At 56.4% G+C, this 24,405-nt stretch carries 24 protein-coding genes; 12 read left to right on the forward strand and 12 right to left on the reverse strand.

The genetic code is table 11. The annotated features are described in order from the left end of the window. Nucleotides 1-50: 50 nt before the first annotated feature. On the forward strand, nucleotides 51-947 hold the full coding sequence (locus AU074_RS24450; RefSeq protein ID WP_076016894.1) for a LysR family transcriptional regulator: 897 nt from the start codon (nucleotides 51-53) through the stop codon (nucleotides 945-947). Between the two features lie 195 nt (nucleotides 948-1,142). On the opposite strand, the gene AU074_RS33680 is transcribed toward AU074_RS24450, so the two are convergent. From AU074_RS33680 to AU074_RS24470, 4 genes are all read right to left on the reverse strand, one after another. After that, nucleotides 1,143-1,508 carry a hypothetical protein gene (locus tag AU074_RS33680; RefSeq protein ID WP_143503663.1) on the reverse strand — a complete coding sequence of 122 codons (366 nt, stop codon included), beginning with the start codon at nucleotides 1,506-1,508 and terminating at the stop codon, nucleotides 1,143-1,145. A gap of 167 nt (nucleotides 1,509-1,675) precedes the next feature. Further along, nucleotides 1,676-2,773, reverse strand: a complete 1,098-nt coding sequence (locus AU074_RS24460; protein ID WP_076016896.1) for a DNA alkylation repair protein — start codon at nucleotides 2,771-2,773, stop codon at nucleotides 1,676-1,678. Nucleotides 2,774-2,823: 50 nt separating this feature from the next. Continuing rightward, nucleotides 2,824-4,170: a glutamine synthetase family protein gene (locus tag AU074_RS24465; RefSeq protein ID WP_076016897.1), complete on the reverse strand. Its 1,347-nt coding sequence runs from the start codon at nucleotides 4,168-4,170 to the stop codon at nucleotides 2,824-2,826. Between the two features lie 23 nt (nucleotides 4,171-4,193). Then, nucleotides 4,194-4,751, reverse strand: a complete 558-nt coding sequence (locus AU074_RS24470; protein ID WP_076016898.1) for a helix-turn-helix domain-containing protein — start codon at nucleotides 4,749-4,751, stop codon at nucleotides 4,194-4,196. A 57-nt stretch (nucleotides 4,752-4,808) separates the two neighbouring features. Here AU074_RS24470 and AU074_RS24475 point away from each other — a divergent pair, with 57 nt between their 5' ends. After that, the gene (locus AU074_RS24475) at nucleotides 4,809-5,201 is read left to right on the forward strand and encodes a DUF4440 domain-containing protein (protein WP_256576955.1); all 393 of its coding nucleotides are present in this window, start codon (nucleotides 4,809-4,811) and stop codon (nucleotides 5,199-5,201) included. Nucleotides 5,202-5,213: 12 nt separating this feature from the next. On the opposite strand, the gene AU074_RS24480 is transcribed toward AU074_RS24475, so the two are convergent. Next, on the reverse strand, nucleotides 5,214-5,564 hold the full coding sequence (locus AU074_RS24480) for a LemA family protein (protein WP_076016900.1): 351 nt from the start codon (nucleotides 5,562-5,564) through the stop codon (nucleotides 5,214-5,216). A gap of 160 nt (nucleotides 5,565-5,724) precedes the next feature. On the opposite strand from AU074_RS24480, the gene AU074_RS24485 reads away from it, so the two are divergent. Both AU074_RS24485 and AU074_RS24490 read left to right on the forward strand, forming a co-directional pair. Next, nucleotides 5,725-6,033, forward strand: a complete 309-nt coding sequence (locus AU074_RS24485) for an RcnB family protein (RefSeq protein WP_003211589.1) — start codon at nucleotides 5,725-5,727, stop codon at nucleotides 6,031-6,033. Between the two features lie 155 nt (nucleotides 6,034-6,188). After that, nucleotides 6,189-7,373 carry an MFS transporter gene (locus tag AU074_RS24490; RefSeq protein WP_076016901.1) on the forward strand — a complete coding sequence of 395 codons (1,185 nt, stop codon included), beginning with the start codon at nucleotides 6,189-6,191 and terminating at the stop codon, nucleotides 7,371-7,373. A gap of 105 nt (nucleotides 7,374-7,478) precedes the next feature. Here AU074_RS24490 and AU074_RS24495 read toward each other — a convergent pair whose 3' ends face one another. The 3 genes from AU074_RS24495 to AU074_RS24505 form a co-directional block, all read right to left on the reverse strand. Beyond that, a complete protein-coding gene (locus AU074_RS24495; RefSeq protein WP_003211585.1) occupies nucleotides 7,479-7,748 on the reverse strand; it encodes a DUF1652 domain-containing protein in 270 nt (89 codons plus the stop codon). A gap of 11 nt (nucleotides 7,749-7,759) precedes the next feature. Continuing rightward, nucleotides 7,760-8,011 (reverse strand): CsbD family protein, encoded by a 252-nt coding sequence (locus tag AU074_RS24500; RefSeq protein WP_003211583.1) that lies wholly within the window; start codon nucleotides 8,009-8,011, stop codon nucleotides 7,760-7,762. A 132-nt stretch (nucleotides 8,012-8,143) separates the two neighbouring features. After that, nucleotides 8,144-9,640 (reverse strand): PAS domain S-box protein, encoded by a 1,497-nt coding sequence (locus AU074_RS24505; protein ID WP_076016902.1) that lies wholly within the window; start codon nucleotides 9,638-9,640, stop codon nucleotides 8,144-8,146. 175 nt (nucleotides 9,641-9,815) lie between these two features. On the opposite strand from AU074_RS24505, the gene AU074_RS24510 reads away from it, so the two are divergent. From AU074_RS24510 to AU074_RS33695, 3 genes are all read left to right on the forward strand, one after another. Further along, nucleotides 9,816-10,784 carry a hypothetical protein gene (locus AU074_RS24510; protein WP_076016903.1) on the forward strand — a complete coding sequence of 323 codons (969 nt, stop codon included), beginning with the start codon at nucleotides 9,816-9,818 and terminating at the stop codon, nucleotides 10,782-10,784. A 573-nt stretch (nucleotides 10,785-11,357) separates the two neighbouring features. Then, nucleotides 11,358-13,322 (forward strand): hypothetical protein, encoded by a 1,965-nt coding sequence (locus tag AU074_RS33690; RefSeq protein WP_076016904.1) that lies wholly within the window; start codon nucleotides 11,358-11,360, stop codon nucleotides 13,320-13,322. 109 nt (nucleotides 13,323-13,431) lie between these two features. Further along, a complete protein-coding gene (locus AU074_RS33695; RefSeq protein WP_076016905.1) occupies nucleotides 13,432-15,348 on the forward strand; it encodes a hypothetical protein in 1,917 nt (638 codons plus the stop codon). A 78-nt stretch (nucleotides 15,349-15,426) separates the two neighbouring features. On the opposite strand, the gene AU074_RS24530 is transcribed toward AU074_RS33695, so the two are convergent. Next, nucleotides 15,427-17,343 (reverse strand): hypothetical protein, encoded by a 1,917-nt coding sequence (locus tag AU074_RS24530; protein ID WP_143503665.1) that lies wholly within the window; start codon nucleotides 17,341-17,343, stop codon nucleotides 15,427-15,429. 296 nt (nucleotides 17,344-17,639) lie between these two features. Between AU074_RS24530 and AU074_RS24540 the strand changes: the two genes are divergently transcribed. Further along, nucleotides 17,640-18,260, forward strand: coding sequence for a hypothetical protein (locus tag AU074_RS24540; protein ID WP_076016908.1), 621 nt, complete (start codon nucleotides 17,640-17,642; stop codon nucleotides 18,258-18,260). 39 nt (nucleotides 18,261-18,299) lie between these two features. Here the strand turns inward: AU074_RS24540 and AU074_RS24545 are convergent, their stop codons facing one another. From AU074_RS24545 to AU074_RS24555, 3 genes are all read right to left on the reverse strand, one after another. Further along, nucleotides 18,300-19,463: a hypothetical protein gene (locus tag AU074_RS24545; protein WP_173860407.1), complete on the reverse strand. Its 1,164-nt coding sequence runs from the start codon at nucleotides 19,461-19,463 to the stop codon at nucleotides 18,300-18,302. 14 nt (nucleotides 19,464-19,477) lie between these two features. Further along, entirely contained in the window at nucleotides 19,478-20,365 is an 888-nt protein-coding gene (locus AU074_RS24550) for a nitrilase family protein (protein ID WP_076016910.1), read from the reverse strand. Nucleotides 20,366-20,540: 175 nt separating this feature from the next. Next, nucleotides 20,541-20,774: a DUF6124 family protein gene (locus AU074_RS24555; protein WP_076016911.1), complete on the reverse strand. Its 234-nt coding sequence runs from the start codon at nucleotides 20,772-20,774 to the stop codon at nucleotides 20,541-20,543. Nucleotides 20,775-21,258: 484 nt separating this feature from the next. Between AU074_RS24555 and AU074_RS24560 the strand changes: the two genes are divergently transcribed. From AU074_RS24560 to AU074_RS24575, 4 genes are all read left to right on the forward strand, one after another. Further along, nucleotides 21,259-21,600, forward strand: coding sequence for an FKBP-type peptidyl-prolyl cis-trans isomerase (locus AU074_RS24560; RefSeq protein ID WP_076016912.1), 342 nt, complete (start codon nucleotides 21,259-21,261; stop codon nucleotides 21,598-21,600). Between the two features lie 12 nt (nucleotides 21,601-21,612). Next, nucleotides 21,613-22,215: a GNAT family N-acetyltransferase gene (locus AU074_RS24565; protein WP_076017138.1), complete on the forward strand. Its 603-nt coding sequence runs from the start codon at nucleotides 21,613-21,615 to the stop codon at nucleotides 22,213-22,215. A gap of 553 nt (nucleotides 22,216-22,768) precedes the next feature. After that, entirely contained in the window at nucleotides 22,769-23,485 is a 717-nt protein-coding gene (locus AU074_RS24570; RefSeq protein WP_076016913.1) for an MgtC/SapB family protein, read from the forward strand. A 292-nt stretch (nucleotides 23,486-23,777) separates the two neighbouring features. Further along, complete coding sequence (locus AU074_RS24575) at nucleotides 23,778-24,404, forward strand: response regulator transcription factor (RefSeq protein WP_076016914.1); 627 nt, start codon at nucleotides 23,778-23,780, stop codon at nucleotides 24,402-24,404. Nucleotide 24,405: the final 1 nt, after the last annotated feature.

The raw sequence follows: 24,405 nt of genomic DNA on the forward strand, positions 1-24,405 counted from the left end.
GCTGTGCGTTTTTAGACAGCGATGCTTTTGAGGTGGAGAGCGGAGGCGGCATGTTCGACTGGAATGATCTGCGGTTCTTTCTCGAGTTACAGCGTAGCGGACGCCTGCTCACGGCGGCACAACGTTTGAAAACTACTCACGCCACTGTGGCCCGGCACATCGAGGCCATCGAGAAAAGCCTCGGCACCGCGCTGTTCGTGCAGCACGCACAGGGATACGAACTCACGCCTTCCGGCGAAGCCCTGCTCAAACACGCCGAAGCCATGGAAAACGTGGCACTGCTGGCCGAAGAAGAACTGACCCATTCCGCCGCGCCCCTGGGCAAGATTCGCCTGGGCGTGGCTGAAGGTCTGGGGGTGATGTTTCTCGCCAGTCGCATGGGCGGCCTGTTCGAACGTTACCCGGGCCTGGAAGTGGAACTGCTGGCGGTGCCGCGCTTCGTCAGCATCCTCAACCGCGAAGCGGAAATCAGCATCCACCTGGAACGCCCCAGCGTCGACCAATTGGTGACCCGCAAACTCACCGACTACCGCCTGGCCCTCTACGCCAGCCGCAGCTACCTGGACCGTACGCCACCGATTGAAAAGCGCGAGGATTTGGCCGTCCATGCCTGGATCGATTACGTCGACGACTTGCTGTTCAGCCAGGAATTGAAATTCCTCAGCAGCTTCTGCCGCAACCCCAAAGTGGTGTTCCACAGCACCAGCGTGATCGCCCAGCACCAGGCCGCGCGCTCGGGGTTGGGGATTGCCGTGTTGCCGTGCTTCATGGCAGCAAGCGACCCGGATCTGGTGCCGCTGCTGCCGGGGGAGAGCATCCAGCGCAGCTACTGGATCAGCTCCCGGCGCGAGTTGCACAAGTCGGTAAGGTTGCGAGTGTTGTGGGATTACCTGGTGGAACTGTGCGCGCGGGAGCAAGGGGTTTTGTTGGGAGTTGATGTGTATTAAAACTCGCTCCCGGTTTGATCTGAAGCTAGTAAATAACTATTTACTTGCGCCCGCCGTGTTTTATAGTTGATAAATCAATGAGCTCCATAAGAGTAATGATTGATGATTGGTAAGCTTGAATTTCCTCGCTAGTCTTTTGCGAAATATTGTAAATGGTGAAGGGGGCAAATGATTTCATCTCAGAATAGAGCTTTGTTATTTCGCTCTTATCAATCCACGACGGGAGCAAATAGTAAGAAGGGAGCATGAATTTGTAATAAAGGCTGAGTGAGTTTTTTTATATCGTTCGTATTGTGCCCAGTCCTCTGGAGATTTTGTCCTGAGTTCTTCAAGTGTTTGATAAAAGCAATTTGTACCGACTTTAAGATCTCTGACGTAATGAATGTCAAAGAAAATTTCTGAAAGTAGAGTTCTGATTCGATGGGTTTCTTCGAACTGTGCTTTAGTAAGCTCCGATCCAAAAACTTCTTTGTTTTTTGATATAAAGAACAACGTACCAATGGCCAGCAATGCGACAAATAACTGACTAAGATTTCCAGCGTAGAGAGCAAAGGTTTCCATATTCTTCCTTGATTTGACGGTTAGGTATTGGTCGCCGTTGAGCGGGACAACCTCAACTGAGACATCGGACTTTGTCGAGGCCAAGCATAATGCCTTAAAGCGGAGGCTAATTGCCATCATTGCCTGTGTGATCCAGTCTCCTTAGACCTTTGCTCGCGGGGGTGATGTCAGCCCCTCAGCTCAAACTCGACACTTCCCAGCCGTTCGCCGTTCACCAGCACGTGCACCGCGTGCTTGCCGGGATAGTGCTTGCGTGTGGTCAATTCACGAATATGTTGGCCACGGCTGATGGCGTGATGTTCCCCGGCGCCCAGGGTAAACGCCTTGAGCTTGAACACCTTGGACGTACTGTGACCGGCGCTTTTCACATAGTCGATGGCGTAGTCGACCACCAGCTTTTGTGGGTTGTTGGCGATGGATTCCAGGCTGAAGGACAGGTTGATCCGGTCCCCCAGGTTAATCACCGCCGGTTCGACTTTCAGCTGATGGAGCTTCACCTCGGCCTTGGCCCCTGCACCCATGATCGTCAGCGCCCGGGTGTTGCCTTGCTTGATCAAACTGCGCAAGGCGTGGCGGGCGATCCAGGCGGTGTGGGGGTTGGCCAGGGACCAGCCTTCGATCAAGGTCAGCACCCAATCAGGATGGTCCTTGGTGATGTCGTTGAGGTGGTTGGCCACTGACTTGCGCACGTAGAGGCTGCTGTCGGCCTTGAGGTTATCGAGGATCGAGGCACACAGGTTAGGGTCGGCTTGCACCTCGGCCAGGCGAAACGACCACGGCAGGCGTGGCCGTGAACCTTCGCTGGCGAGGCGTCGTACGTGTTCGTTTTCATCCAGCGACCATTGCTGCATCACCGCCAGGGTGCGCTTGAAATCCTTCAGCAGAAAATACCGCACGGCAAACTCGGCAGAGCCGAAGGTGGTGAAGTACTTGAGCGCCGCCATGGAACGCTTGAAATCATCGCCGCCGTAGCTGGCGACGTAGTGGGGCAGGAACAGGCTGACAAAGGCACTGTTCAGCCGGGGCGCCAGGGCATACAGCAACTTCAGCGTTTGGGGGTAATCCAGCGGGATCACGGCGTGCAGGCTTTCGCTGACCCGGGCCATGCGCTGCATCACCGATAGGTCTGCCAACCCGGCCTTGGCGTGTTTGAGGAAGCCCTTGGCGTCGAACGCCGGGTACACCGCGGTCATTTCGGTGGCGATGTGTTGCAGGCGTTCGGCGTTGAAGATTTCCTTCAGGGCCGGGGCGCTTTGGTCGGTCATGGGCAAGTCCGCGGGTAGCCAGAGATGCCCAAGAGGCTAACCATCAGAGTCTAGAGATACCAGCGATATTCCCGCGCATGAATTTCCTGCTGGAATGCCAGGTGGTCCTGGCGTTTGTTTTCGCAATATACGTCGACAAACTCGGCGCCCAGGCCTTCGCGCAATGCCGGCTGATGCTGCATGGCGCGCACGGCCTCAAGCATCTCCAGGGGGAAATTCGTGCCGCTGTTGCGGTCTTCGTTCAGCGGTGCGATGGGTTCTTTGGCCGCCTCAAGACCGTGTTCAAGCCCCACCAGAATCGCCGCCAGTACCAGGTACGGATTGGCATCGGCACTCGCCAGGCGATGTTCGATGCGCAGGTTGCGCGGGTCGGATTCAGGGATTCGCACACATGCGTCGCGATCCTCGTAACCCCAGCACGCGCGGGTTGCCGCGTTGACCGTGCCGCCGAGGCGGCGGAAGGCGTTGTGGTTGGGCGAGAAGATCGGCATGCAATGGGGCAGCAGTTCCAGGCAGCCGGCCACGGCGTGGCGCAGCGGTTGCTGCTGATGGGCCGCCAGCAGGTTATTGCCCGCCGCGTCGTACAGGCTGACATGCACGTGCATGCCGCTGCCGGGGTGTTGCAGGTAAGGCTTGGCCATGAAGCTGGCGCGATAGCCGTGCTTGAGGGCCACGCCACGGGTGCTGCGGCAGAACAGGGCCGCCCAGTCAGCGGCGCGCAGGCCGTCTTCCAGGTGGCCGAAATTGATTTCGAACTGGCCGGGGCCGAGTTCGGCGGTGATCACCGTGATGTCGATGCCCTGGGCCTTGGCGGTCTCGACCATGTCGTCCAACACAGGGGCGAAACGCGACAGGCGCTCGATGTGCAGGTTGGGCTGGTCGTCGGCGTCATCGCTCAGCGGGTCGCGGGCGAATTGCGGCAGGCCGTCGCTGAGCTTTTTATCGAACAGGTAGAACTCCAGCTCAAACGCCACCACCGGGTGAATGCCTTTGTGGTACAGGCGCTCCAGCACTTTGGCCAGCACTTCTCGGGGTTCGAATTCGATGGGCGCTTCGGTGCCGTCGGAGGTGATCAGCATCTGCCCCAGCGGCTGGGCTTCCCAGCTCACCGGCTTGAGGGTGCCGGGCACCAGGCGGCGGTTGGCGTCGGGGTCACCGTCGTGAAAGCAATAGTCACCGATCTTGAACAAACCGCCCTGGGCACCCAGCAGCACTGCGTTCTGCGGCAGTTTCAGCGGGCTGCCGGCGGCGACCTTTTCCAGCATGTCCACCGGGTAGCGCTTGCCGTAGAAATGCCCGGGAATGTCCAGGGCAATCAGGTCGACATAACGCACATCGGGATGGTTCTGGCGAAAGGTCCGGACTTCGGCCAGCAGCGTGGAGGAATGGCTTTTCACGGATGACGCTCCTTGGTGTGCCTTCAGTTGTAGACCCACAGCACGCGGGCTGGCAGGTCAGTCAGGTTGCCGTAGCGGCAGTGGGCGAAACTGGCCAGGTGGAAGCTGTCACCCGGGCGCAAGGTAACCGAGTCGGCCTCGCCCTCAACCCACAGTGTTAACTCGCCTTCCAGTACATAACCGGCCTGTTCGGCACGGTCGCTCATGGTCTGTTCGCCACTGTTGGCGCCGGGGGCCAATAGGCTGTCGAGCATCGAGAACGCGCCGTGCATGCTCGGCGACACCAGGATGTCGGTGATGCCGTTGGCGTAATACACCGTGCGCCGTTCATTGGGGCGCGTGACCCAGTTCACGGCCTTCGGTTTGGACAAACTGTAGAAGTAGGTGGTGGGCACACCGAGGGCATGGCTGATGGCGGTCAGATCGGCCACGGTAGGGCGCGACAGGCCACGTTCAACCTGGGACAGGAAGCCCACGGAACGCTCGATCTTTTGCGCGAGTTGCGCCAGGGTGAGCTTCTTGTGCTTGCGCAGGTCGTGGATCAGGATCGCCAGGGCGTCGAGTTCTTCTTGCTTGTCCATAGGCGTTTCGTGAAATTCTTATTAAGAAATTTCATGAAAAATTACAGGATTAATTTCATGGAGGCAATGGGTATGGAGTTGGCGGAGCATTTACGCAGCCTGGAACAGGAGCTGCATCAATGCACCACCCGTGCAGATGCGGCGCGCTTGTCGGTGCTGCTGGCGGATGATTTCGTCGAATTTGGCGCCAGTGGCAATGTGTGGGCCAGCAAGGCCGAGGTGATCGAGGGGCTGCAGGATGAGATGTTTTCAGCCCGTAGTATCAGTGACTTTGCTCTGAAGATGCTGGCCGAAGGCGTGGCGTTGGTGACGTATCGCTGTCAGCGGGCGGCGACTGAGGCCAATGCGGCGGGGGAGTCGTTGCGCAGTTCGGTATGGCGCGTGAGCGGCGGGCAGTGGCAGATGGTGTTTCATCAGGGCACGCCGACGCGTCAGCGTGCACCTGTGTAAGTGTCGGCAGGTTCAGGCCGTGTGCTTGACCTCAAACCCGGACAGGCTGACATCATCACGATGCCCCAGCAGCTCGGCCACCACCGACGTCGGCGACTTGTGTTTGTAGGCGTTGTAGTTGTTAACCGAATCGTGGAACAGCTGCCGTGAGAACGCGACGCGGCTTTCCAGGCTGGTAATCTCCGCGGCGGGTGACGAGGCGTTTTGCGCGGTGGCCAATTGTTGCTCAGCCTCTTTGAATTGGCCGAAGGCTTTTTTGCAACGATCAAGCAGCGCCACCAGTTCCCGGTAGGTGCCGAACACGTAAAGCGCGAGCAAGGTGACAATAGTCACGAAAATGATGATGACGTGGGTACCAGTCATTGGACTTCCTGAGCAGCTGGAAAAAAGAACCAATCTTATCTGATTAATCGTCGCCTCGGTCGTTGGCCGTCCATCCATCCGCCGCTTCAATCACTTCGCTGAATGATTCTTCACGGCTGCGGTCGGAATCTTTACGCGTCATTCATTGAAGGAAGTGCCCATGAAGTCCAAATCCCTTGTTGCCTGCCTGCTGGTTGCCGCGAGCCTGTCCGCCGCGAGTCTCACCGTCCAGGCCGCGGATACCCCGCAAAAAACCGTGCAGCCTTCAAACATCAATACCCGCGACCTCAAGACGGGCGACCGCGCGCCAGACATTCTGATGCGTAAGGAATCGGCCATTGCCGACTGGAAGAAACGTGGCTTGAAGCAGCCGGAAGAAGACAGCCAGTGGGCCCGGGTAAACGACAAGTACGTGTTGCTAAAAACCACCAACGGCACGATTCTCGACATCACGCCGGTTAAAAAATAAGGCGTTCAGCGGGATGAGCGACCAAGTCCTTATCCCGCTGCATTTATTTTTTGCATAAATGCATAAATCAGCATTTATTTCGTCTCATCTTGCGTTAAGGTACATCCGCTTGCAGGCCGCAATGGCCTCGTTACCTTGATCAAAATGAGAGCAGGATGCTTGCCACAATAAGAAACTACCCACGTACCGTGAATCTGCTGCTGTCGGCCACGCTGATCCTCACGCTGGCCAAAGCCATCACGTTTCCGTACCTCGTAATCTACCTCACCAACCACTTCGCCCTCGATATCAGCCAGGTCGGCCTGGTGATCGGCAGCTCGCTGATCGTCGGTTCGCTGCTCAGTGTCTACGGCGGTTTCCTGGTAGACCGCATCAACAGTTATCGGCTGTTGCTCAGCCTGAGCGTAGTATTTGCCCTGGGGTTTATCGGCACGGTGCTGGCCCGGGAAATCTGGTCGTTCTATAGCTGCCTGATCCTGATCAACCTGGCGTACGCGGTGATCGACATTGCGATCAAGTCCGGGTTTGCCAGCCTGTTGCCGGAAGATGAACGCAGCGAAGCGTTTTCCATCAAGTACACGCTGACCAATATCGGTTATGCAGTAGGGCCGTTTTTTGGCGCGATGATAGCCAAGCTCGATATCAGCTTGCCGTTTATCTTGTCGGCCGTTCTGGGCCTTGGATTTTTCCTGCTGTATTGGCGTTGGGGCGACCGCACCTTGGCCACCGTCGACACCACGCAAAAGCCGGTGTCATTCCTCGCCGTGGGCCGCGTACTGCTGCGGGATCATCGGCTGGTGTGCTTCACCATCGGCGGCCTGCTCAGTGCCGTGGTGTTCGGCCAGTTCACCGCGTACCTCTCGCAATACCTGGTGACTACCACCACGGCTGAATACACCTACACGATTATCAGCGCGGTACTCACCACCAACGCCGTGTTGGTGATCACCCTGCAATACGCGATTGGCCGGCGGATTTCCCACCGTTACCTGAGCCAGTGGCTGATCTTCGGCCTGGGCATGTTCATGCTGGGGGTGATTGGTTTTGCCCTGGCGAGCAACGTGTGGTGGTGGATCCTTGCGATGGCGATTTTCACCGTGGGTGAAATCGTGGTGTTCCCGGCCGAGTACATGTTTATCGACCGCATCGCCCCGGACCATCTGCGAGGCATGTATTACGGCGCGCAAAACCTCTCCAACGTCGGCGCTGCCCTGGGGCCGGTGCTGTGCGGGCTGGTACTGGCCAGCCTGCCGGCCCACTACATGTTCTACATGTTGGCAGCGTTTATCGTCGGCGGAGGGGTGTTCTATTTTATCGGGGCGTCGTTGAAGGCCCGCTAAATACTGTAGGAGCGAGCTTGCTCGCGAAGGTCGTCAACGATAATGAGCCACGCCTGAATGAGCGCGGTGCCTGGGCGTTTTTCGCGAGCAAGCTCGCTCCTACAGTTACAGCGGGCGTAGCGGCAGGTCATCCAGCCTGAGTTTGCCAACGGTGTTGCTCTGCAATTCGTAACGCAACTCGTCGACCATCTTTTCCACTTCCTGCGGGGTCTGCAGCTTGTTGACGCTGATCCCGGTGACCACCAGGTCCACCCGGCCGCTTTCGGCATCGAAGACTTTGAGGGTCAACGAGGCGTCACGGCACAGGGTGAACTCGCAGGTCAGGGGCGACAGGGCCTCTTCAATGCAGTTGCGCAGTTGGGAGAGCGTAAACATTAGGGCGCTCCTCAGCGACGACGCAGCAACAGGCCCAGCAGCAGGCCGACACCGGCGACAATCGCTACGGTAGCCAAGGGTTTTTGCTTGGCAAAGTCGCCAACGGTGTCCAGCGCGTCACCGTAGGTTTGCTGCAATTGACCTGCGGCCTGGCGGGCCACACCTTCGGCCTGGAGACGTTCGTCACCGGTCAGATCACCCAGAAAACCTTGAGCCTTGCCGGCCACTTTTTCGACGGCGCCTTTGACTTGTTCGCTTTTCATGACGGATTCCTTAAAGGGCATGACATCTCAACAGCACAGGACCCAAAGCCCTGTGCCCACCCTTCAAGGTTAAGCAGTGCACCCTCGTGCAATAAGGCGAATTTGCACCGGTCGCACTAGTGCATTTGCACTCTATTTCGGTTTTTTAACCCGCAATTCACCGGCAAACAGCCCGCGCTCACGGGCCCAGACGATGGCTGCACTACGGCTATGCACCCCCAGCTTTGAGTACACCGTGGCCACATGGTTACGCACGGTGTTGGGCGCCAGTTTCAGGCGCGAGGCAATCTCCTTGTCGGCCAGGCCTTCGCAAATCAGGCCCAGTACATCGCGCTCACGGGCGGTCAGGTCGGTGAAGGAAATGTTCGGTACATTGGGGCTGTTGACGCTCTTGGCATTGGCCAGTTTTTCAATCAGCGTCTGGCTGAACCATGAGGCGTCCTGCATTACTTCCTCGATCGCGGCTACCAGTTCCAGCTCGGAGCGCTTGCGTTCGGTGATGTTCATCAGCACCAGCAGGTAGCAGGGCACGTCCTGGATGCTCACGGTGTCGGCAGACAGCACGCAGTCGATCAGCTCATTGCCTTTCTTGCGGATCTTCAGGTCGAGGCCGTCGAGGTTGCCGGCTTTTTCCAGGGTGGTGAACAGTTGCGTGCTCGCCTGGGGACTGTCGATAAAGTCGATGTCTTCGATGGATTTGCCGATCAGTTCTTCACTGGTATAGCCGGTGATGGTCATGAAGGCTTCGTTGATATCCACCACTTGGCGGTTGGCGGCGTTGCACACCAGGGTTGGCACCGGCGTCAGGCGGAAGGACTTGGCGAAGCGTTCCTCGCTCTGGCGCAGGGCGGTTTCGGCTTTGCGGCGCGGCTCCAGGTCGGTGAAGGAAAACAGCATGCAGTCTTCCTCATTCATGTCCAGCGGCTGGCCGGCCACGATCACCAGCTTGCTGCCGCCTTCGGGCAGTTTCAGCTCGGCTTGCATCTGCGGAATGGTCGCACCTTCCCCCAAGCGTTTCACGGCGAGGTCTTTGTTTTCGGCCTGCTCCAACACGTCCAGTTCGTACACTGAGCGGCCGATCACCTGGTCGCGGTTGTAGCCGGTCATCTCCAGGAAGCCTTGGTTGACCTTGATATAGCGCAGGTCGCTCAAGCGGCAAATCACCGCCGGCGCCGGGTTGGCGTTGAAGGTTTTTTCGAAGCGCTGTTCGGCGCTGGCCCATTCGGTGGCGTCGCTCAGGATCAGTACCAGCAACTCCGGCTCACCGGACGCGTCGTCGAGCACCAGGCTGCGCAGGCGGTGCACCCAGGTCTTTTCCTCGTCGCCGGCAGACGTGACTTCCACCACCACATCGCTGAACTCTTCACCGTCCGCCACCCGGCTTAACGGGTAATTCTCAAGAGCCAGGGGGTGATTGTTGCGATACCGCAAGGCAAAGCGCGCGGCGTATTCCTTGGTGTTGGCACCCAGGTCTTCGACGTTATCCACGCCATGCATCAGCAGCGCGGCTTCATTGGCCCAGAGGATGGTCTGGTCGGCCTCGGCGAGGATCACCCCATCGGACAAGCCGGAGATGATCTGCTGCAGTTGGCGGCGGTTGGTTTCTTTGGCGAGGACGGCCTGGCTCATGCTTTCTCCTGGGGTAAGTCGCATAGGAAGTACGACACCTGAGGCTCAGGATAGTGCAGAGAAAGTGCACGGCGCGGGGTGCGAATGCACCAGTGCGCCTAGTGCAATTGTGCCGAGACCGAAGGGTAGGTGCCTCGCCAAACTGGCCACCTACCCACTGTTCAAAGGATTTAACATGACCACTGTCTATGAAACCAACCGTTCGCTGTTTCGAGTCTCCTGGGGCTCGGTATTGGCCGGTAGTGCAATTGCCCTGGTGACCTATTTGGTGTTGAGCGTACTCGGCACCGCAATTGGCGCCAGTGCTGTAAACCCGATGGCGGCCGGTAACCCGCTGAGCGGTTTTGGTACCGGTGCCGGTATCTGGCTGTTCGTCTCGACGTTGCTGGCCATCGGTGCCGGTGCATTCGTGGCCGGGCGTACCGCACCGGATCGCGGCGGCCTGCATGGCGTGTTGAGCTGGACCATCACCACCTTGTTCACCACCTGGCTGCTCGCCGCGCTGGCCACCAGCGTTGTCGGTGCCGCGGGTAACGTCGTCGGTAAAGGGTTGTCGGCGGCCGGTAGCGGTATCGCCGCCGTGGCGCCGGGCATCAGCGACAGCGTCAAGCAGCAGTTGAATGAGCAGGGCATCAAGCTGGATTGGAACAGCCTGCAAGGCCAGCTCGACACGTTGCTCAAGCAGAGCGGCAAGCCTGAACTGGACCCTGCCAACGTCGAGCAAAAAGCCGATCAAGCCGCTGCGGATGGCAAGCAATCGGCCAACGATGCGGCGACCAACCCAGCCCAGGCCGGTGATGAACTGAAGCAGTGGTTCGAGCGCGTCAAGGCGTCCGGTGAGCCCGCCTTGAATGCAGCAGACAAGCAGGCGCTGGTTAACATCGTCGCTGCGCGTACCGGCAAGAGCCAGGCTGAAGCCACCCAGATCGTTGACAACTACGCCCAGGCCTACCAGCAGGCCGTGCAGAAGGTTGACGAGCTGAAGCAACAGGCTGAACAGAAAGCCCGCGAAGCCGGTGAAGTGGCGGCCAAGCAACTGTCCCGTGCGGCGTGGAGCACTTTGTTGATGTTGCTGCTGGGTGCGGCGTTGAGCTTCGGTGTAGGTCGCCTGGCGATCACTACACGTCGGGTGCCATTGGCCTGATCATGATGTGAGGTGCTGTCTGTGGCGAGGGAGCAAGCTCCCTCGCCACAATGCTTTCCCAGGCCATGTGGCTTCCTACGTCGACCCCGACTACATACACTACGCCTTGCGTGACTTGTCCGGTGACGCTAACCGGCCGCTCCGTGTACCGACCCCCGGCATCAGGGAAGCCTCCGCGCCGCTGCACCATCTGCTCCTGGCAAAAAAGTCTTTAGCTAACCCGACCTGTACATCGATCGCCGCCGCCAAGCGGCCCAGGCCGATCACTTGCAGCTGCTCGAATGCCTGGCGATTCCCCTCAGCCAGCCGAGCCTGCAACGCTCTTCCACCGAGCGCCGCGGCTGATGCCTTGAGCGTCTGAATAAAGAAAGGGCAGTTTTGGAAAGCGTCGCATTGTTGTCCTGACGAGCCACTCATTTCACGTTTCTAGCGTAAGACGAACGGTGTACCTACCTGTTAGATCTGACAGTAGACGGAGGGCAGTCATTGCCTTTAACTACATATGTCTTATAAAAATTCAATTCAGAAAATAGATTTTTTGTTTTCAGTTGATGAACGGTAGGAGATAACGTGATGAGTAATTCTTTATTGGCCGCTCCTAAAGCAACTAATGTAACTATTATTGGTGAGCTGATACCCGGCGGTTCAGTACGCGGCAGTTATTTCTTTGACGGTGCGGGAGCTGCTGAAGGAGACTCCAGTTATCGGTGGTATATTGATGAGGTTCCGTACGCACCAACCTCAAGATTGGACTTCCCAATTGGCTCAAATTTGGCGGGTAGAACACTGCGGTTTTCGGTGATTCCAAAGTCCGATTCAGGAGAGGCTGGGATAGAGGAAGTTTCGAATATATATAGAGTGGCGACGGGTTATCAAAATATCTCCGATGAGGAAAATAACAACAGCTTTATCAAGCAGCGTGGGAATTTTTCAATTTATAGTAATGAGCCAAGTGATCGAATATTTATTTCAAGTTCTGGCGCGTTCTCGGTTATGGATGGGGGCAGTCAGAGTATTATGGTTAAGGGAAGCGCTTCCTACGCTGGCACGCCAGCCCCAGAAATTTTACAGTACCTGAGAAATAATCCGGCTACCCGTATTTATTCGACCGAGAAGGATTTTGCCGCTCTTGTTCCGGTGTTGGGAAGCACTACGCGGTTGTTACTATGGGGCGCCAATATCGGTAGCATTCCACCTGGGTTGGAGTTGAATAACGTAAAGTTTGTATATGGCAACTCTTCCGCTTTTGCTTTCATTTATGATAATCCGCCTCCAGGAAAAAATACTATTGGTGCGTTTGGTGATCCCGCGAATGGCGGCGTAGTTCCAGATGATATTCAGCGAGCATTATTGTTCGATAAGCCCAAAGCCATTTATGCGACGTCGCTGTCTTTTACAGTTTTAACGGAAGCTGGACGTCTCTACGCATGGGGGAATAGGGATGATGGGGGATTTATATCGGCGACAGTTAGAACTCAGTTGGATCGAATTCAGGTTGAGCGAGTCATTAGTACTGCCGGCGCATTTTGTGCAATTGGCCCTGAGCGATTTTCTGACCCTAAAATCAAAAGTGTTGTGACGTGGGGCAATACCCTTACCGGGGGGGTTCTTAATCCTTCAGATATTGAAGAGATTCTTGATCAGGACGGAGTTGTCCAAGTTGTGGCCAGTCGTAATGCTTTTTGTGCGATCACTAAACGGCGTAGTAAAGCATTGGCATGGGGTGGAGCGGACGGTGGGTTGATGACTGAGGCGGCAAAGGCACTTGCCGCGCGTGGAGGCATCGTGATGTGCAAGGGGGCCGCTTGGGCGTTTTGTATGATTAACAGTTTTGGAGATGCCGAAGCCTGGGGCAGATCCGATATGGGGGGGGCCACGCCACCACTAGGTGTTGCGGCTGAAGGACCGAGAGATGCCGAACAGTTGCTTAACGAAAGTGGTGAAAAACCACGCATCGCGGCAATGTTTAAGGCGCTGAACGTGGATGGTTGGTACCAAAAAAGCTTAACGGCCGTCTCTCAGGCGTGCGTGTGTGACTCGGCAGGGAATGATGGGAATAGTTTGTATCGATTAACCACTGCTTCTGGAGTAATTACACTTTCCTCGAATGATACGAGTTTCTTTTTATGTGGTCAGAATATGGATGGTACGACTAATAGTTTGATTGCGTGGGGGAATGCAGGTTACGGTGGTTCGATTCCTCAAGCGACCAGACAAGTGCTAATGGCAAGTCAAATAGAAAAGATACATTGTTCAAATGGTGCGTATGGAATCATTAGTGCTCAAGGCAGTGTTACAGGGGTCGTAACTGTTTTTGGCGGGAACAATAATCAGAACGAAGCAGGGCAGATTCCAGATAACTTGCAGGCCTATGTAGAGTCTGGAGTTCAAGAGCTTTATTCCATTAAGCAAATGCCGCCACGAGCACCCACTACTGTACGATTGTCCTCCGCTCTCGTCGCTAGGCGCGTGGATGGAAGTTATGTTGTCTGGGGCGCGAAGAATCTTGTGGCCAACGAATTAATCCTGCCAAAATGATAATATCAAGTGAGTGGCGGTGTTTGGCATTTTTCGTGCGGCCTTGGTGTTTTTTTTGCATTAAGGCTTCTGCTCAGCCTGTCTTGTCTAAAATTGGCGGGAGGTCAAAATGATAATTAACAAAAAAACTGCGGCGGGCCCCATTGCCTCCAATCTGGAAGTTATTGGAGATGCATTAGTGAGAGCTACGGTGCACGGTACCTATACCTATGAAAGTAACGGTGGTAATCATGAGGGTGTCTCTCGTTTTTATTGGCACATAAATGGTGTTCGCTTAATTGAAGAGGGGCAGCTCGATATTAAGTTGAAAGCGTCTGATGTTGGTGGGTTTCTGCAGTTTTCAGTAGTGCCTGTAGCTTCGGGTGGGGTTGAAGGTGTGGAAGCCTTTTCGGATTATTATGAAATACGTTCTGGTTTTCAAGGCATAAGTGATGAGGAGAACGAATGGTGTTACTTGAAGCAGAGAGGTAACTTTTCGTTTCATGTGCCAGAACCTGAAGATAGGATATTTGTATCTACTGGGGGCGTATTTGCGTTACTTGAGCCTGTCAGTGGTGATGTGTTTTTGGAAGGTCAGAATGGTTGGGGATTGCCGGTGCCTCCAGAAATAATAAACTTTCTAAGAAATAATAAAGCGATCAAGTTGTTTTCCTCAGAGTTCAGCTTTGCTGCATTGGTGATAGTGGGTTCTACTAATCAGTTATTATGTTGGGGAGCGACGATCCCGGCGGTTCTACCTCCGCTTCAGGGAATCAAGTCCGTTTACAGCACACGCAGTGCCTTTGCTTTCATTTATGACAATCCTGTGCCGGGTGCGAATAGCATTGGAGCGATAGGTCCGCTGAACAACCCCGCTTCGACAGTGCCTCTGGAAATTCAGCAGGCACTGTGGTTTGACCCTCCTGAAGCTATTTACGCCGCCGATGATGCCTTCGCCGTACGAACCCGGGGAGGTCGCGTATATGCTTGGGGGCAGGCTAATAACGGAGGCTCTATTCCAGCAAATGTGCGCTCACAACTCAATAGGATGTTTATCACGCGAATCGTCGCAACAGCTGTTTCATTCTGTGCGATCAGTGATGAGGGCGACATTGCGGTATGGGGGCTGGCAGCGGGGGGAGGTACGATTGCTGCGGACCGTCTGGAGAGGATTCTGGATGACGGCGGAGTGCAGTCGGTCATTGCTGCCACTACTTCTTTTTGCGCGATAACCAAGAACCGTCGCAGGGCAGTGAGTTGGGGACGAGCTGCCGAAGGTGGTGATATGTCTGCGTCTGCTGCTGCACTGGCTTTGCGGGGAAATATCGTTATCTGCAAATCAACTCGATGGGCCTTTTTGATGGTTAACAGCAATGGTCAGGCGGAGGCTTGGGGGGATACCCGATATGGAGGGGCGCCGCTCACCTCTCAAATAAAAAGGGAATTCAAAGCTGCGTTCAAAGACACTCATCCGGTACCTGGTTTCCCCAATCGTAATTCGGATAAGGCTAGCGCCACAAGACGACATGGCAACGTTTCTTCAACTGTCACTACTGTTGATGGAAATATAAGTTTGTATTCCAATGATGTCAGTTTTTTCCTGTTGAGTCGCCATGATGATGGTCGGACCAATTCCATTGTAGTGACAGGCTTGAACACTCATGGAGGGGCAATGAGCCCCGCACTGCGGCAAGTCTTAATGGCAAGCTTGATTCGCGATGTTTATTGCACCAATGGTGCTTATGGTGTCATCACCACAGCCGGAGGAACAGATGGAGCAGTGTTGGTATGGGGGGCAACTCTGGCAATGGAGGATGCTGGCGAGATTCCCCCCGAGCTTGCGCCTTATCTGCGCAGCGGAGTAACAGAGTTGTACTCCATCAAACGCTTTCCCTATGTCCAAGTACCGCCGCCGCCGCCGCCTATTCCCCCGCGTCCGGATCCATCGTTTGCAGCGCGACGAGTGGATGGCACCTATGTACTTTGGGGCGGAAATGTAAGAAATCAGTATCTCGACCCACAGAAAGCAACATTAGTTACTCCCTAGCCTTCTTTCGAAAAAGCTTGGGGACGGCTGCAATAGCCCTCCCCAAGAGATCGAAGCTGGGAAGAATTATGAAGCACCTTACCGATGACGTTTTGCGCTTCGTTCCAGAACCTGGATCTCATCAAGGAAAAACGTAGCGGCGGTGTTAACGGAAAAATAGATGACTGCGTTCTGCGTTTGCGCAGGAGTTACTGCAGGAGTCGTAAAAGTATGGCTGAATTTTTCCCAGTTTCTGTTAGGCATGACCGTTTTAACGCTTGTCTCACCGGCAAAGGCAGTCGTGATACTTGACGGCGTGGTGCTGCCCGTCGTCTTGCAATAGAAACTAATTTCATACTGGGTACTGTTCTTTAAGCCAGCGTATGCTTTTTCTATTCCGGGCTCGATCAATTCGGCTGCTGTCTTGGAAGCCCGCCAACACACATTTTGCGCTCCATCAATGGCGAGTTCCCCCCGTACTGAAACTTTATTGGCCCAACTGTTCCAGTTGCGATTGTCGAAGCTCGTGAAGTCCCTGAGTGCTGGCGTCAGTTTCCCTACCTGTACTACGCGGCGTAGTGAGTTCATGGGTGAGCCCGTGCCTCGCGTGACGCTGTAAAACACCTCGGTAAGACGTTGTTGAAATCGCCGCAGCTGATTTCCTGGAACATCAAATGTCAGGTCGCTGCGCGGTGGTGAATCCCCTACAGGACGACTGTCAGTGTATTCGACAGTGTCGTCTTCGCTGCCTGACAACATCGCGATCGTCAGCGTGTCAGAAGGATGCCAGCTTGCTTGCCTGGGAAGACGAATGGTGATTATTGGGAGATTGGGGTCCAGTTCATTACCCATCTGCTGATCGATAGTTGGCGCCGGCCATTCGCTAACCTCACCAACTACCCTTAGGTGCAAGTTGTAGGAGCGCTTATCTGGTAAGTCACCAGCCTGTAGTAAGTAATGAACGACTACGGTTCCTTTGGCAATGGCGACGACCAGCGCATTGTCGATTTCGAAATCATAGGTACCAGCCTCTGATATAGGCTGGCTCGGTGTGGCCGGCACTGAGTTCCCATCCCTATCTTTGCCGGCCCAGATGAGGGATGCGAGCAAGTAATGCTGAGCATCTGATTCATCGATATCGATCTGGAGCCTCACATTCCAGCTACCCAGCTCTGCCAGACTGATAACGTCATGCTTAATGGCGGGAAATACTACACGAGGTGCATTGGGGCGTTGTACATTCAGGTGTACGTCCACTCTGGTTCGCGCCGACCAACGTGCCCATTCGTCCGGGTAGTTACCGGTCGGGCCAATGACCTGGAAAGCCACAGGTATGAAGTCACCGTTTCCTGCGAGAGCGATCAACGAGTAGTCAATGAGTACAGAGATATCTTCGTCGACTTCATCCACGGTAACTCGGCGTGACACAGTTTGAGATCCCCAGGCGACGAGGATGAGGTCGTATGCCGCCATATTTACCCAATGCCTGCAGACGATTTCTACACCTAATCTGGCGCGCTCATCGTTTACGCCATTCAGCACCACATCCTCAGGCAGTTCGAATATCAGATTCTGATTGCCTTCCTCATCGTCGTCGGGATCTCGTCCCCCGGGACGGCGCAGGTTGACTCGTAAGCGAAGCGGTTTGGTCTCACTCGGATTTCCACCGGGCCGCTTTACCTGGGCATATACCGGATCGGCCCAAAACTCACGTATGTAATGTGGGAATACAGTAAACGGTATGCAACTTAATTCCTCGTCACCCTCGTGAATGATGTTGGAGGCTACTGCTATGGGGTGGTCACCCCAGAACAGATGAAACTCTGTGCCGAGAGGACTGGAAGGGGGGCGTTGCATACGCACGGTCAAGGGATGTTCGACGTGCCGCAGACCAATACCACCATCGGCAGGGCCTGCGGGATTTTCAGGGGCGTCAATATCCTCCGCAATGGGGGGCTGCATTCCAGGAATCTCTACGGCTGGCAAAAGATCGATCTCTACAGGGGGAGTGGACATGATGGGATCCTCGGGATTCATAGGCTCCGGCTTATGGGCGGCTCGGCAAAATCAATCAGATACTTAAAGAAAAGTTCTGGCTACTGTCAGAACTTACAGGTGGCGATGAACAGAGGCTGTTGGCTTGAGTTGTTCGTCCTGATTTACGCGAGGCACCGAGTCCCAAGGGTGACTACGTGCCAGTGACGACTCATGGCGGTGTGTCCACCGGAATAGTGTCGCTTGCCCCTCTGCATCAAGCCCGCCGAACGAGTAAACTGCCCGCCTTTTTATCCTCACGATGAAACGGTGGGCTTTTGAACGCAGTAAAAACCACAGGGCTGTTATTACTCACCGCCTTACTGGCTGGATGCGGAACCTCGCCGCCCCGCACCCCCAACGACATCTGCGGCATCTTTCGCGAAAAGGATGACTGGTACGACGCGGCCAAAGTCACCCAGGCGCGCTGGGGCGTGCCGATCCAGGTGCCGTTCGCGATCATGTATCAAGAGTCCGGCTTCCGCCAGGACGCCAAGACCCCGCGTAAATATCTGTTATGGATCATCCCCTGGGGCCGCGTGTCCACCGCCTCCGGCTACGCCCAGGCCAAGGACGAAGTGTGGAGCGACTACCAGAAAAGCACCGGCCGCACCGGCGCCAGTCGCGAGGACTTTGACGACGCCATCGATTTTGTCGGCTGGTACATGGACAAGACCTACACCATCAACGGCGTGTACAAATACGATGCCTACGGCCAATACCTGAACTACCACGAAGGCTGGGGCGGTTATCGTCAGCGCACCTATGCGAGCAAAGCCTGGCTGATGCCGGTTGCCAGCAAGGTGCAAGCGCGTTCGCAGATGTATGCGGCGCAATATGCGGGCTGCAAGAATGATTTGGGGCGGGGGTTCTGGAGTCGGTTTTGGCATTGGCTTTGAGTGCGCGGGCATTCCATTGCCCGGCTTAAGGGAGGGTGGCTAAACGGCTAACCATCCCACCAATGGCACCACCATCAAGGTGCTCAACGCCATCGAGATGACGTTGCCGATATAAGGATGAAAGTGCGCGGGTAGCCGTCCTGCAATGGCGCAGGCCAGTGGCGGCGCAACCAGCGCGCCTAGCAATGCACTTGAACCCATCACCACCCAGCTGCCGCCATAGGTCAACACGGCCGCCGGGACCACCGACACCAGCGGAACATACGTGGGATACCAACCACGTTTGATCCACTGATGTCTCCAGATCACCACGCCCAGCGCAGACGTCAACGCTTGCGCGCCGATCAGATGCACTATCAGGCCAGATCCATAGGCCGGGCTCATCGGGTTCAGCGCATAAGCCAGTAACACGCCAGCCAATAAGCCAAGGCTGGCCAGCTCATTGCCAAAGAACGGCGCTTCGGAAAAGTCTGCCAATACCCTTCGCGCGCTCCACACCACGCCATAGCTCGGTGGCTTCAAGGGCGCAGGCTTTATCGGGGCTATGTAGTGGCTGCGCACCAGGATCGGCACGCGACGGCACAACACAAATGCAATCACACTGCCAACCGCCATCCCCAGCACATTTCCGATGACCACCGGCAAGCCCAGCGGTACGCAGATGTAATTGACGATCAACAAACACATCGGCGTGACCAGCAAGGCCCCTAGCACTGCGCCGTTGAGGGTGACTTTCCAGCCTCCGCCGAACATCAGCACCATGGCCGCCGGCAGCGAAACAAATGCTGCAAACGTCGGCTGCCAAGTGCTTGCAGTCACAGTCCATCCCCATAGCGCATTACTCAGCAGTAAACCGAGTAATGAGCTGGTCACCAGCCAGGGCCATAGCCCGGTGCCATACGAGATGGCAAAGCCTTGCCAGGACTTGCCTGTACGGCTGGCCCACCACGCCAGGTACGCGCCGCCAAGCAGGCCGAGTGAGGCCAGTTCATGTTTGTAGAACGCGACTTCGCTGATATCCCCCAGCACCCAGCGAAGCCAGGCGCTGGGGTGAGGAAGGCTGGTCACCATGTCGACATAGCCCGGCCAAGGGTGAGTCAGGGCTATCCATAGGATCAGCAATGCACTGGCAGCACCCAGGGCGATGACTGTCTTATCGGCTCGGGAGCAGTGTAGGGACGGTTTTTCTAAAAGGATTTCCATCATGGGCCCTCCGATCAGCGTGGCAGGGCGCGGTGCTGGGTATACCCGAGCATCTGGTCGTAAAGATCAGTACGCCGGTCCCGCTGCAAGTCGTTGAGGCTGTTCCAGATGGGTGCGCTGCGAGCGCTGGTGAGGTCAACATCGGCAAACAGGATCTCCTGCCGATTCGCCGAAGCCACCGCGCCGATGGGCCAACCGTTGGTTCCGGCAATCAGCGAACACCCGAGGTAACGTGCGTCGCGTTCCTCTCCGATACGGCTGGCAGCGGCGATAAACACGTTGTTGACGTGAGCAGCGGTCATCGTGAGGTACGACGCCATGCACTTCCCCGCGTCGTCGAACAACGGAGGCGGGGTCCATACCCAGTTGTTGAGGCTGCAAATAATATCGGCGCCTTGCTGGCTGAGGATGCGCGGCACCTCAGGGAACCAGATGTCCCAGCAGATCAACAGGCCTATGCGGCCTATGGGTGTTTCAAATACGGGGAACCCTACATCGCCAGGACTGAACCAGAGCTTTTCCAGGTTCCACAAATGGGCTTTGCGGTACTTGCCGATAAAACCGTCCGGCCCCAGCAGTACGGCGGTGTTGAACAACTGCATGCCGGAGATTTCGCTGAGGCCTGCCACCAGATACACCTGATGTTTACAGGCAAAATCCATCCAGGCTTGCACACTCGGTCCGCCCGGAATGGCCTCGGCGTGATCAAACGCATCCTGACGGCTGGAGAAGAAATAGCCACAGTTCGAGAGCTCTGGCAGCACGATCAGATTGGCACCACCGCCCGCTGCTTCCGTTGCCAACTCAAGGCTATGACGCAGGTTACGTTCCCGGTTTTCCATTCCGACCTGGGGATCGAACTGTATGACAGCTATGCGGACAGGGCTTGTTGGATCGCTCATTGCGGGTGACCTCTTATTTTTATGCAACCAAGGGTGGTTGTTTTTTTATAAGAGGTGAAATGATGAACGAGGGTAAGTCAGTTGCTTCCGCTTGGGTTGTAGGTCAGTTCCGGTAGGTAGTTTGCTAGAGGCATGGGGATCGTTCCCTCGCTCGGCGCGGGAACGATCGATATCCTTAACGCGGTTGTAAACAATCCACCGCCTGGTCAACCATCACGCGTGCCATATCCACCAGGTGCATTACTGAAATGACTAGTGCCCGCGACGTGCCATCCAACTGGTCGCCGGCTTGTTGGGCGGTGACTGATGCGCAGTGCAACAAGCTGCTGGTATGGGTGAGGGCGCTTTCAAAACTGGTATCGGGGTCAACGGAAAATAGCGCTGGTTCTTCAGTAACAATCTTGCTCATGGTTAAACTCCTAATCGACGTTAGAGAGCCGACACCATCGCTACTAAACGGGGTGGCGGCCGCACGCAGGTTAGTAGACCGGTGATTAGGACCCGGCGCACCCGTAGGTGCCCTACGCACGGCCACCATAACGCAGGGCCGAAAAAAAGCGCCTTGCAGAAGGGGGCGCCTTGCGCCTAATCACGTCGTGGGCTACTAAACCCGGTCACTGAATTGGCAGTGACCGCTGGAGACTAGCCATGTGATTTGAACGGCACAAGGGGGCAGAATTTTCTAGGAAGCTTCCTGCAAAGGAAAGAGAAATGTCACTGATTTGGCCTTTGACGGACGTGTAGTTGTCAGGAGTCAGGCATTCCATATCGGCATTCCTTCTCCTGAAAACGTAAACTGCCGTTCGTTTTTGGCCATTACCTGAATTAGCGCAAAGGGCGGCTGGCTTTCATCGATTAACCTACACCGGCTGCTGTGACAACGAGAGAACACGATGAGCAACGAACTTGAAATAACCGACGTCCGCCTAGGCGACGGCAAAGCCGTGGTCAAAGGCGCCCTGATCACCACGCAATACACCGGCACCCTCGAAGACGGCACGGTGTTCGACTCCTCCTGGGAGCGGGGTAAGCCGTTTCAATGCGTGATCGGTACCGGTCGCGTTATCAAAGGCTGGGACCAGGGGCTGATGGGCATGAAAGTCGGCGGCATTCGCACGTTGTTTGTACCGGCGCATCTGGCGTACGGCGAGCGATCGATGGGCGCGCATATCACGCCCAACAGTAATCTGCGCTTTGAAATTGAGTTGCTGGAAGTACTGACGCGCGACGATTGAGAAGGGATGAACATGGATGTTGTTGAAACGATGGCCTTGCCGCGCAGTTCGATAGCGGGCATTCGGGTGGTTGAGCTGACCCTTGAGGATGAAGCCGAGCTGCAGGGCTTTTTCGAGGCGGCGCCGGAGTATTTTCTCGCGGTCAACGGTGAGCCTGCCACGCCCACGGAGGCGCAGGATGAGTTGACTCTTCAACTGCCCGACACCTGGAGCTACACGCGGATGTACTGGATTGGCTATCGCAATGCCGAAGGGCAGTTGGTTGCGGTGGTGAATGTGGCGTCCGACCTGCTGGCGGCCGGGGTTTGGCATATCGGGTTGCTGTTGGTGGCCACGCCGTTGCATGGCACCGGTTTTGCGCGGCAGCTGCATGCGGATCTCCAGACGTGGGTGGTGAGCCAGGGCGCACGCTGGTTGCGGCTGACGGTGGTGGTGGGCAACGTCAAGGCCGAGCGGTTCTGGCCCCGGCTTGGGTATGTTCAGGTGCGGACTCGGGATGGGATCGAGATGGGGCGGCAGGTGAATCGGGTGTCCATTCAGGTGAAGGCCTTGGCGGGTGGGCAGATCAATGAGTATTTGGCGCTGGTAGAGCGTGATCGACCGTCCTTTGCGTAGCAGCTGTCGAGCCTGGGCGAGGCTGCGTTCGGCGCGACTCGGTGCTGTGTCTGGCTTGATGACCGCAGTGCGGCCGACGCTGCCTCGCTTAGGCTCGACAGCTGCTACGGGGGTGGAGGCGCCTACCTGAACCCTACCTGAAGAATCTTCCTAACCCTTTCGGGTGCGCTTTCCTACGGTTTACTCTCCTTAAATCGGAGCGTAAACTTCGCGCGTTTTCATCAATAGCGGAGACCCTCAGTGGGTACTTGTTCGAGTGACAGTCGTCGGCCGGTCTCGATAACCGGCACATACTTGGCAAGATAACGCGCATTTTTCCGATGCCGTTGTCTCGCCCAAAAGCGAGAAACGGCATCCCGGTAGCGGCCAGTCCTGGCCCGATTCCGAGTTCCCTCTCATCGACGCTGACCAGTACGTGATGCCCTGCATCGCGGTACTACGGACGCGCCTGTCGTTTGCGACAGGCGGGCCTGTCCTGTCGTGCCCGCCACTCGGCCACGGCACCGGACGGTCGTACCTGCCCGAAGGTTTCCTCGCGCAGGAGTGACACACCATGCAAGCAATCAACAACATCAACCTCAACTCACTGATCGACACGCTGGTCAGCCTCACCGCAGCCTTTATCCTCGGCGGCTTGATTGGTTTCGAACGTCAGTACCGCCAGCGCACAGCAGGCTTGCGTACCAATGTGCTGGTGGCGGTGGGCGCGGCGATTTTCGTCGACATGGCCAACCGTCTGGGCGGCGCGGAAGGGGCGGTGCGGGTCGTGGCCTATGTGGTCTCGGGCATCGGTTTTCTTGGTGCCGGCGTGATCATGCGTGAAGAGGGCAACGTGCGCGGGCTGAATACCGCAGCCACCCTTTGGGCATCGGCGGCGGTGGGCGCGTGTGCCGGTGCCGACCTGATCCTCGAAGCGCTGCTGGGCACGTTGTTTGTGCTGGCAGCCAACACCTTGCTGCGGCCGATCGTCAATAACATCAACCGCCAGCCATTGGACGTGGTGTCGGCCGAGGTCACCAACATTCTCTACGTGGTGGCCCGGCGTACCCAGCAAAAAGCGGTCTTGGCCTTGCTCGAAGCCGAGCTTGCGCGCTGCAACTACCCGGCCAGTGACGTGGACGTACGTCCCTTTGGTCCTGAAGAGGTGGAAATCGAGGCGACGCTGGCCGTGACCTCCGTAGACGGTGACGAACTGGACGCGCTGGTGGCGCGTATTTCGACCTCGACTCTTGTGGTACAGGCGTTCTGGAGCCCAAGTACCACCGACTAGACGACCTCCGCTCCCCGGCAGGCCGCTCTTTACTATGCTTTAGTGAGGAAAAGTCCTACATCGAGCTGGGACTATCCCTTCAGTTGCCGCGTCATTCCATTGGTAAGGTTGCGCGCTTGCGACTAGCCAGGCACGCCGGTGCCGCTTACCTATGGTTATGCGCGGTTCAAGTGGAGGGACCCGGCTATTGCTTGTAGGAATGTTCAGGGCCGTTCGTCGGAACTGTCATTTCTCACAGGTAGATAGGTCCCGTGTGATGTGTAACGGTGCTGAATTCTCCCAGGGGAGCCTTATGAGCAAAGCTTTAATCGTGGATGACCATCCATTTATCCGCGCAACCGTGCGCTATCTGCTGAGGCAGGAAGGTTTCGACACGATCTTCGAGGCCGGCAACGGCGCCGATGCCATGCAGATCGCCAGGGAAGAGCGCCCCGAGCTGATCATCCTCGACCTGGCGATGCCCAAATTGGGCGGCCTGGAGGTGATCAGCCGAATCAAGGCGCTGGGCCTGCCTTGCAAGATCCTGGTGCTGACGTCCTACCTGGCGGTGTTCTTCTCCACCCGCTGCATGCGGGCCGGTGCGATGGGGTTTGTCGCCAAGACCGGCGAGCTGGATGAACTGCAAAAAGCGATCAAGGCCGTGATGTCCAACTACAGCTGCTTTCCGAGCCTGCCCACCAGCTCGGTGCGGCGCGACGATTTGCAGTCCACCGAGCAGGACCTGGTGGCAGAGCTGTCCGACCGTGAGTTGACCGTGTTGCAGAAGCTGGCACTGGGGCTTGGCAACAAGGAAATAGCCGAGGACATGTTGCTCAGCCACAAGACCATCAGCACTTATAAAACCCGCTTGAAGGAGAAGCTGCGGATGTCGTCGGTGGTGCATTTGTCCAAGTTCGCCCAGCGCAATCACCTGATCTGAA

Source organism: Pseudomonas sp. ATCC PTA-122608 (assembly GCF_001952855.1).
Taxonomy (GTDB): Bacteria; Pseudomonadota; Gammaproteobacteria; order Pseudomonadales; family Pseudomonadaceae; genus Aquipseudomonas.

Bases quoted from the DNA above. Each gene is read 5' to 3' on its own strand.
- AU074_RS24450 (WP_076016894.1), top strand. From the start codon at position 51: ATGTTCGACTGGAATGATCTGCGGTTCTTTCTCGAGTTACAGCGTAGC.
- AU074_RS33680 (WP_143503663.1), bottom strand. From the start codon at position 1,508: ATGGAAACCTTTGCTCTCTACGCTGGAAATCTTAGTCAGTTATTTGTC.
- AU074_RS24460 (WP_076016896.1), bottom strand. From the start codon at position 2,773: ATGACCGACCAAAGCGCCCCGGCCCTGAAGGAAATCTTCAACGCCGAA.
- AU074_RS24470 (WP_076016898.1), bottom strand. From the start codon at position 4,751: ATGGACAAGCAAGAAGAACTCGACGCCCTGGCGATCCTGATCCACGAC.
- AU074_RS24475 (WP_256576955.1), top strand. From the start codon at position 4,809: ATGGAGGCAATGGGTATGGAGTTGGCGGAGCATTTACGCAGCCTGGAA.
- AU074_RS24480 (WP_076016900.1), bottom strand. From the start codon at position 5,564: ATGACTGGTACCCACGTCATCATCATTTTCGTGACTATTGTCACCTTG.
- AU074_RS24485 (WP_003211589.1), top strand. From the start codon at position 5,725: ATGAAGTCCAAATCCCTTGTTGCCTGCCTGCTGGTTGCCGCGAGCCTG.
- AU074_RS24490 (WP_076016901.1), top strand. From the start codon at position 6,189: ATGCTTGCCACAATAAGAAACTACCCACGTACCGTGAATCTGCTGCTG.
- AU074_RS24495 (WP_003211585.1), bottom strand. From the start codon at position 7,748: ATGTTTACGCTCTCCCAACTGCGCAACTGCATTGAAGAGGCCCTGTCG.
- AU074_RS24500 (WP_003211583.1), bottom strand. From the start codon at position 8,011: ATGAAAAGCGAACAAGTCAAAGGCGCCGTCGAAAAAGTGGCCGGCAAG.
- AU074_RS24505 (WP_076016902.1), bottom strand. From the start codon at position 9,640: ATGAGCCAGGCCGTCCTCGCCAAAGAAACCAACCGCCGCCAACTGCAG.
- AU074_RS24510 (WP_076016903.1), top strand. From the start codon at position 9,816: ATGACCACTGTCTATGAAACCAACCGTTCGCTGTTTCGAGTCTCCTGG.
- AU074_RS33690 (WP_076016904.1), top strand. From the start codon at position 11,358: ATGAGTAATTCTTTATTGGCCGCTCCTAAAGCAACTAATGTAACTATT.
- AU074_RS33695 (WP_076016905.1), top strand. From the start codon at position 13,432: ATGATAATTAACAAAAAAACTGCGGCGGGCCCCATTGCCTCCAATCTG.
- AU074_RS24530 (WP_143503665.1), bottom strand. From the start codon at position 17,343: ATGTCCACTCCCCCTGTAGAGATCGATCTTTTGCCAGCCGTAGAGATT.
- AU074_RS24545 (WP_173860407.1), bottom strand. From the start codon at position 19,463: ATGGAAATCCTTTTAGAAAAACCGTCCCTACACTGCTCCCGAGCCGAT.
- AU074_RS24550 (WP_076016910.1), bottom strand. From the start codon at position 20,365: ATGAGCGATCCAACAAGCCCTGTCCGCATAGCTGTCATACAGTTCGAT.
- AU074_RS24555 (WP_076016911.1), bottom strand. From the start codon at position 20,774: ATGAGCAAGATTGTTACTGAAGAACCAGCGCTATTTTCCGTTGACCCC.
- AU074_RS24560 (WP_076016912.1), top strand. From the start codon at position 21,259: ATGAGCAACGAACTTGAAATAACCGACGTCCGCCTAGGCGACGGCAAA.
- AU074_RS24565 (WP_076017138.1), top strand. From the start codon at position 21,613: ATGGATGTTGTTGAAACGATGGCCTTGCCGCGCAGTTCGATAGCGGGC.
- AU074_RS24570 (WP_076016913.1), top strand. From the start codon at position 22,769: ATGCAAGCAATCAACAACATCAACCTCAACTCACTGATCGACACGCTG.
- AU074_RS24575 (WP_076016914.1), top strand. From the start codon at position 23,778: ATGAGCAAAGCTTTAATCGTGGATGACCATCCATTTATCCGCGCAACC.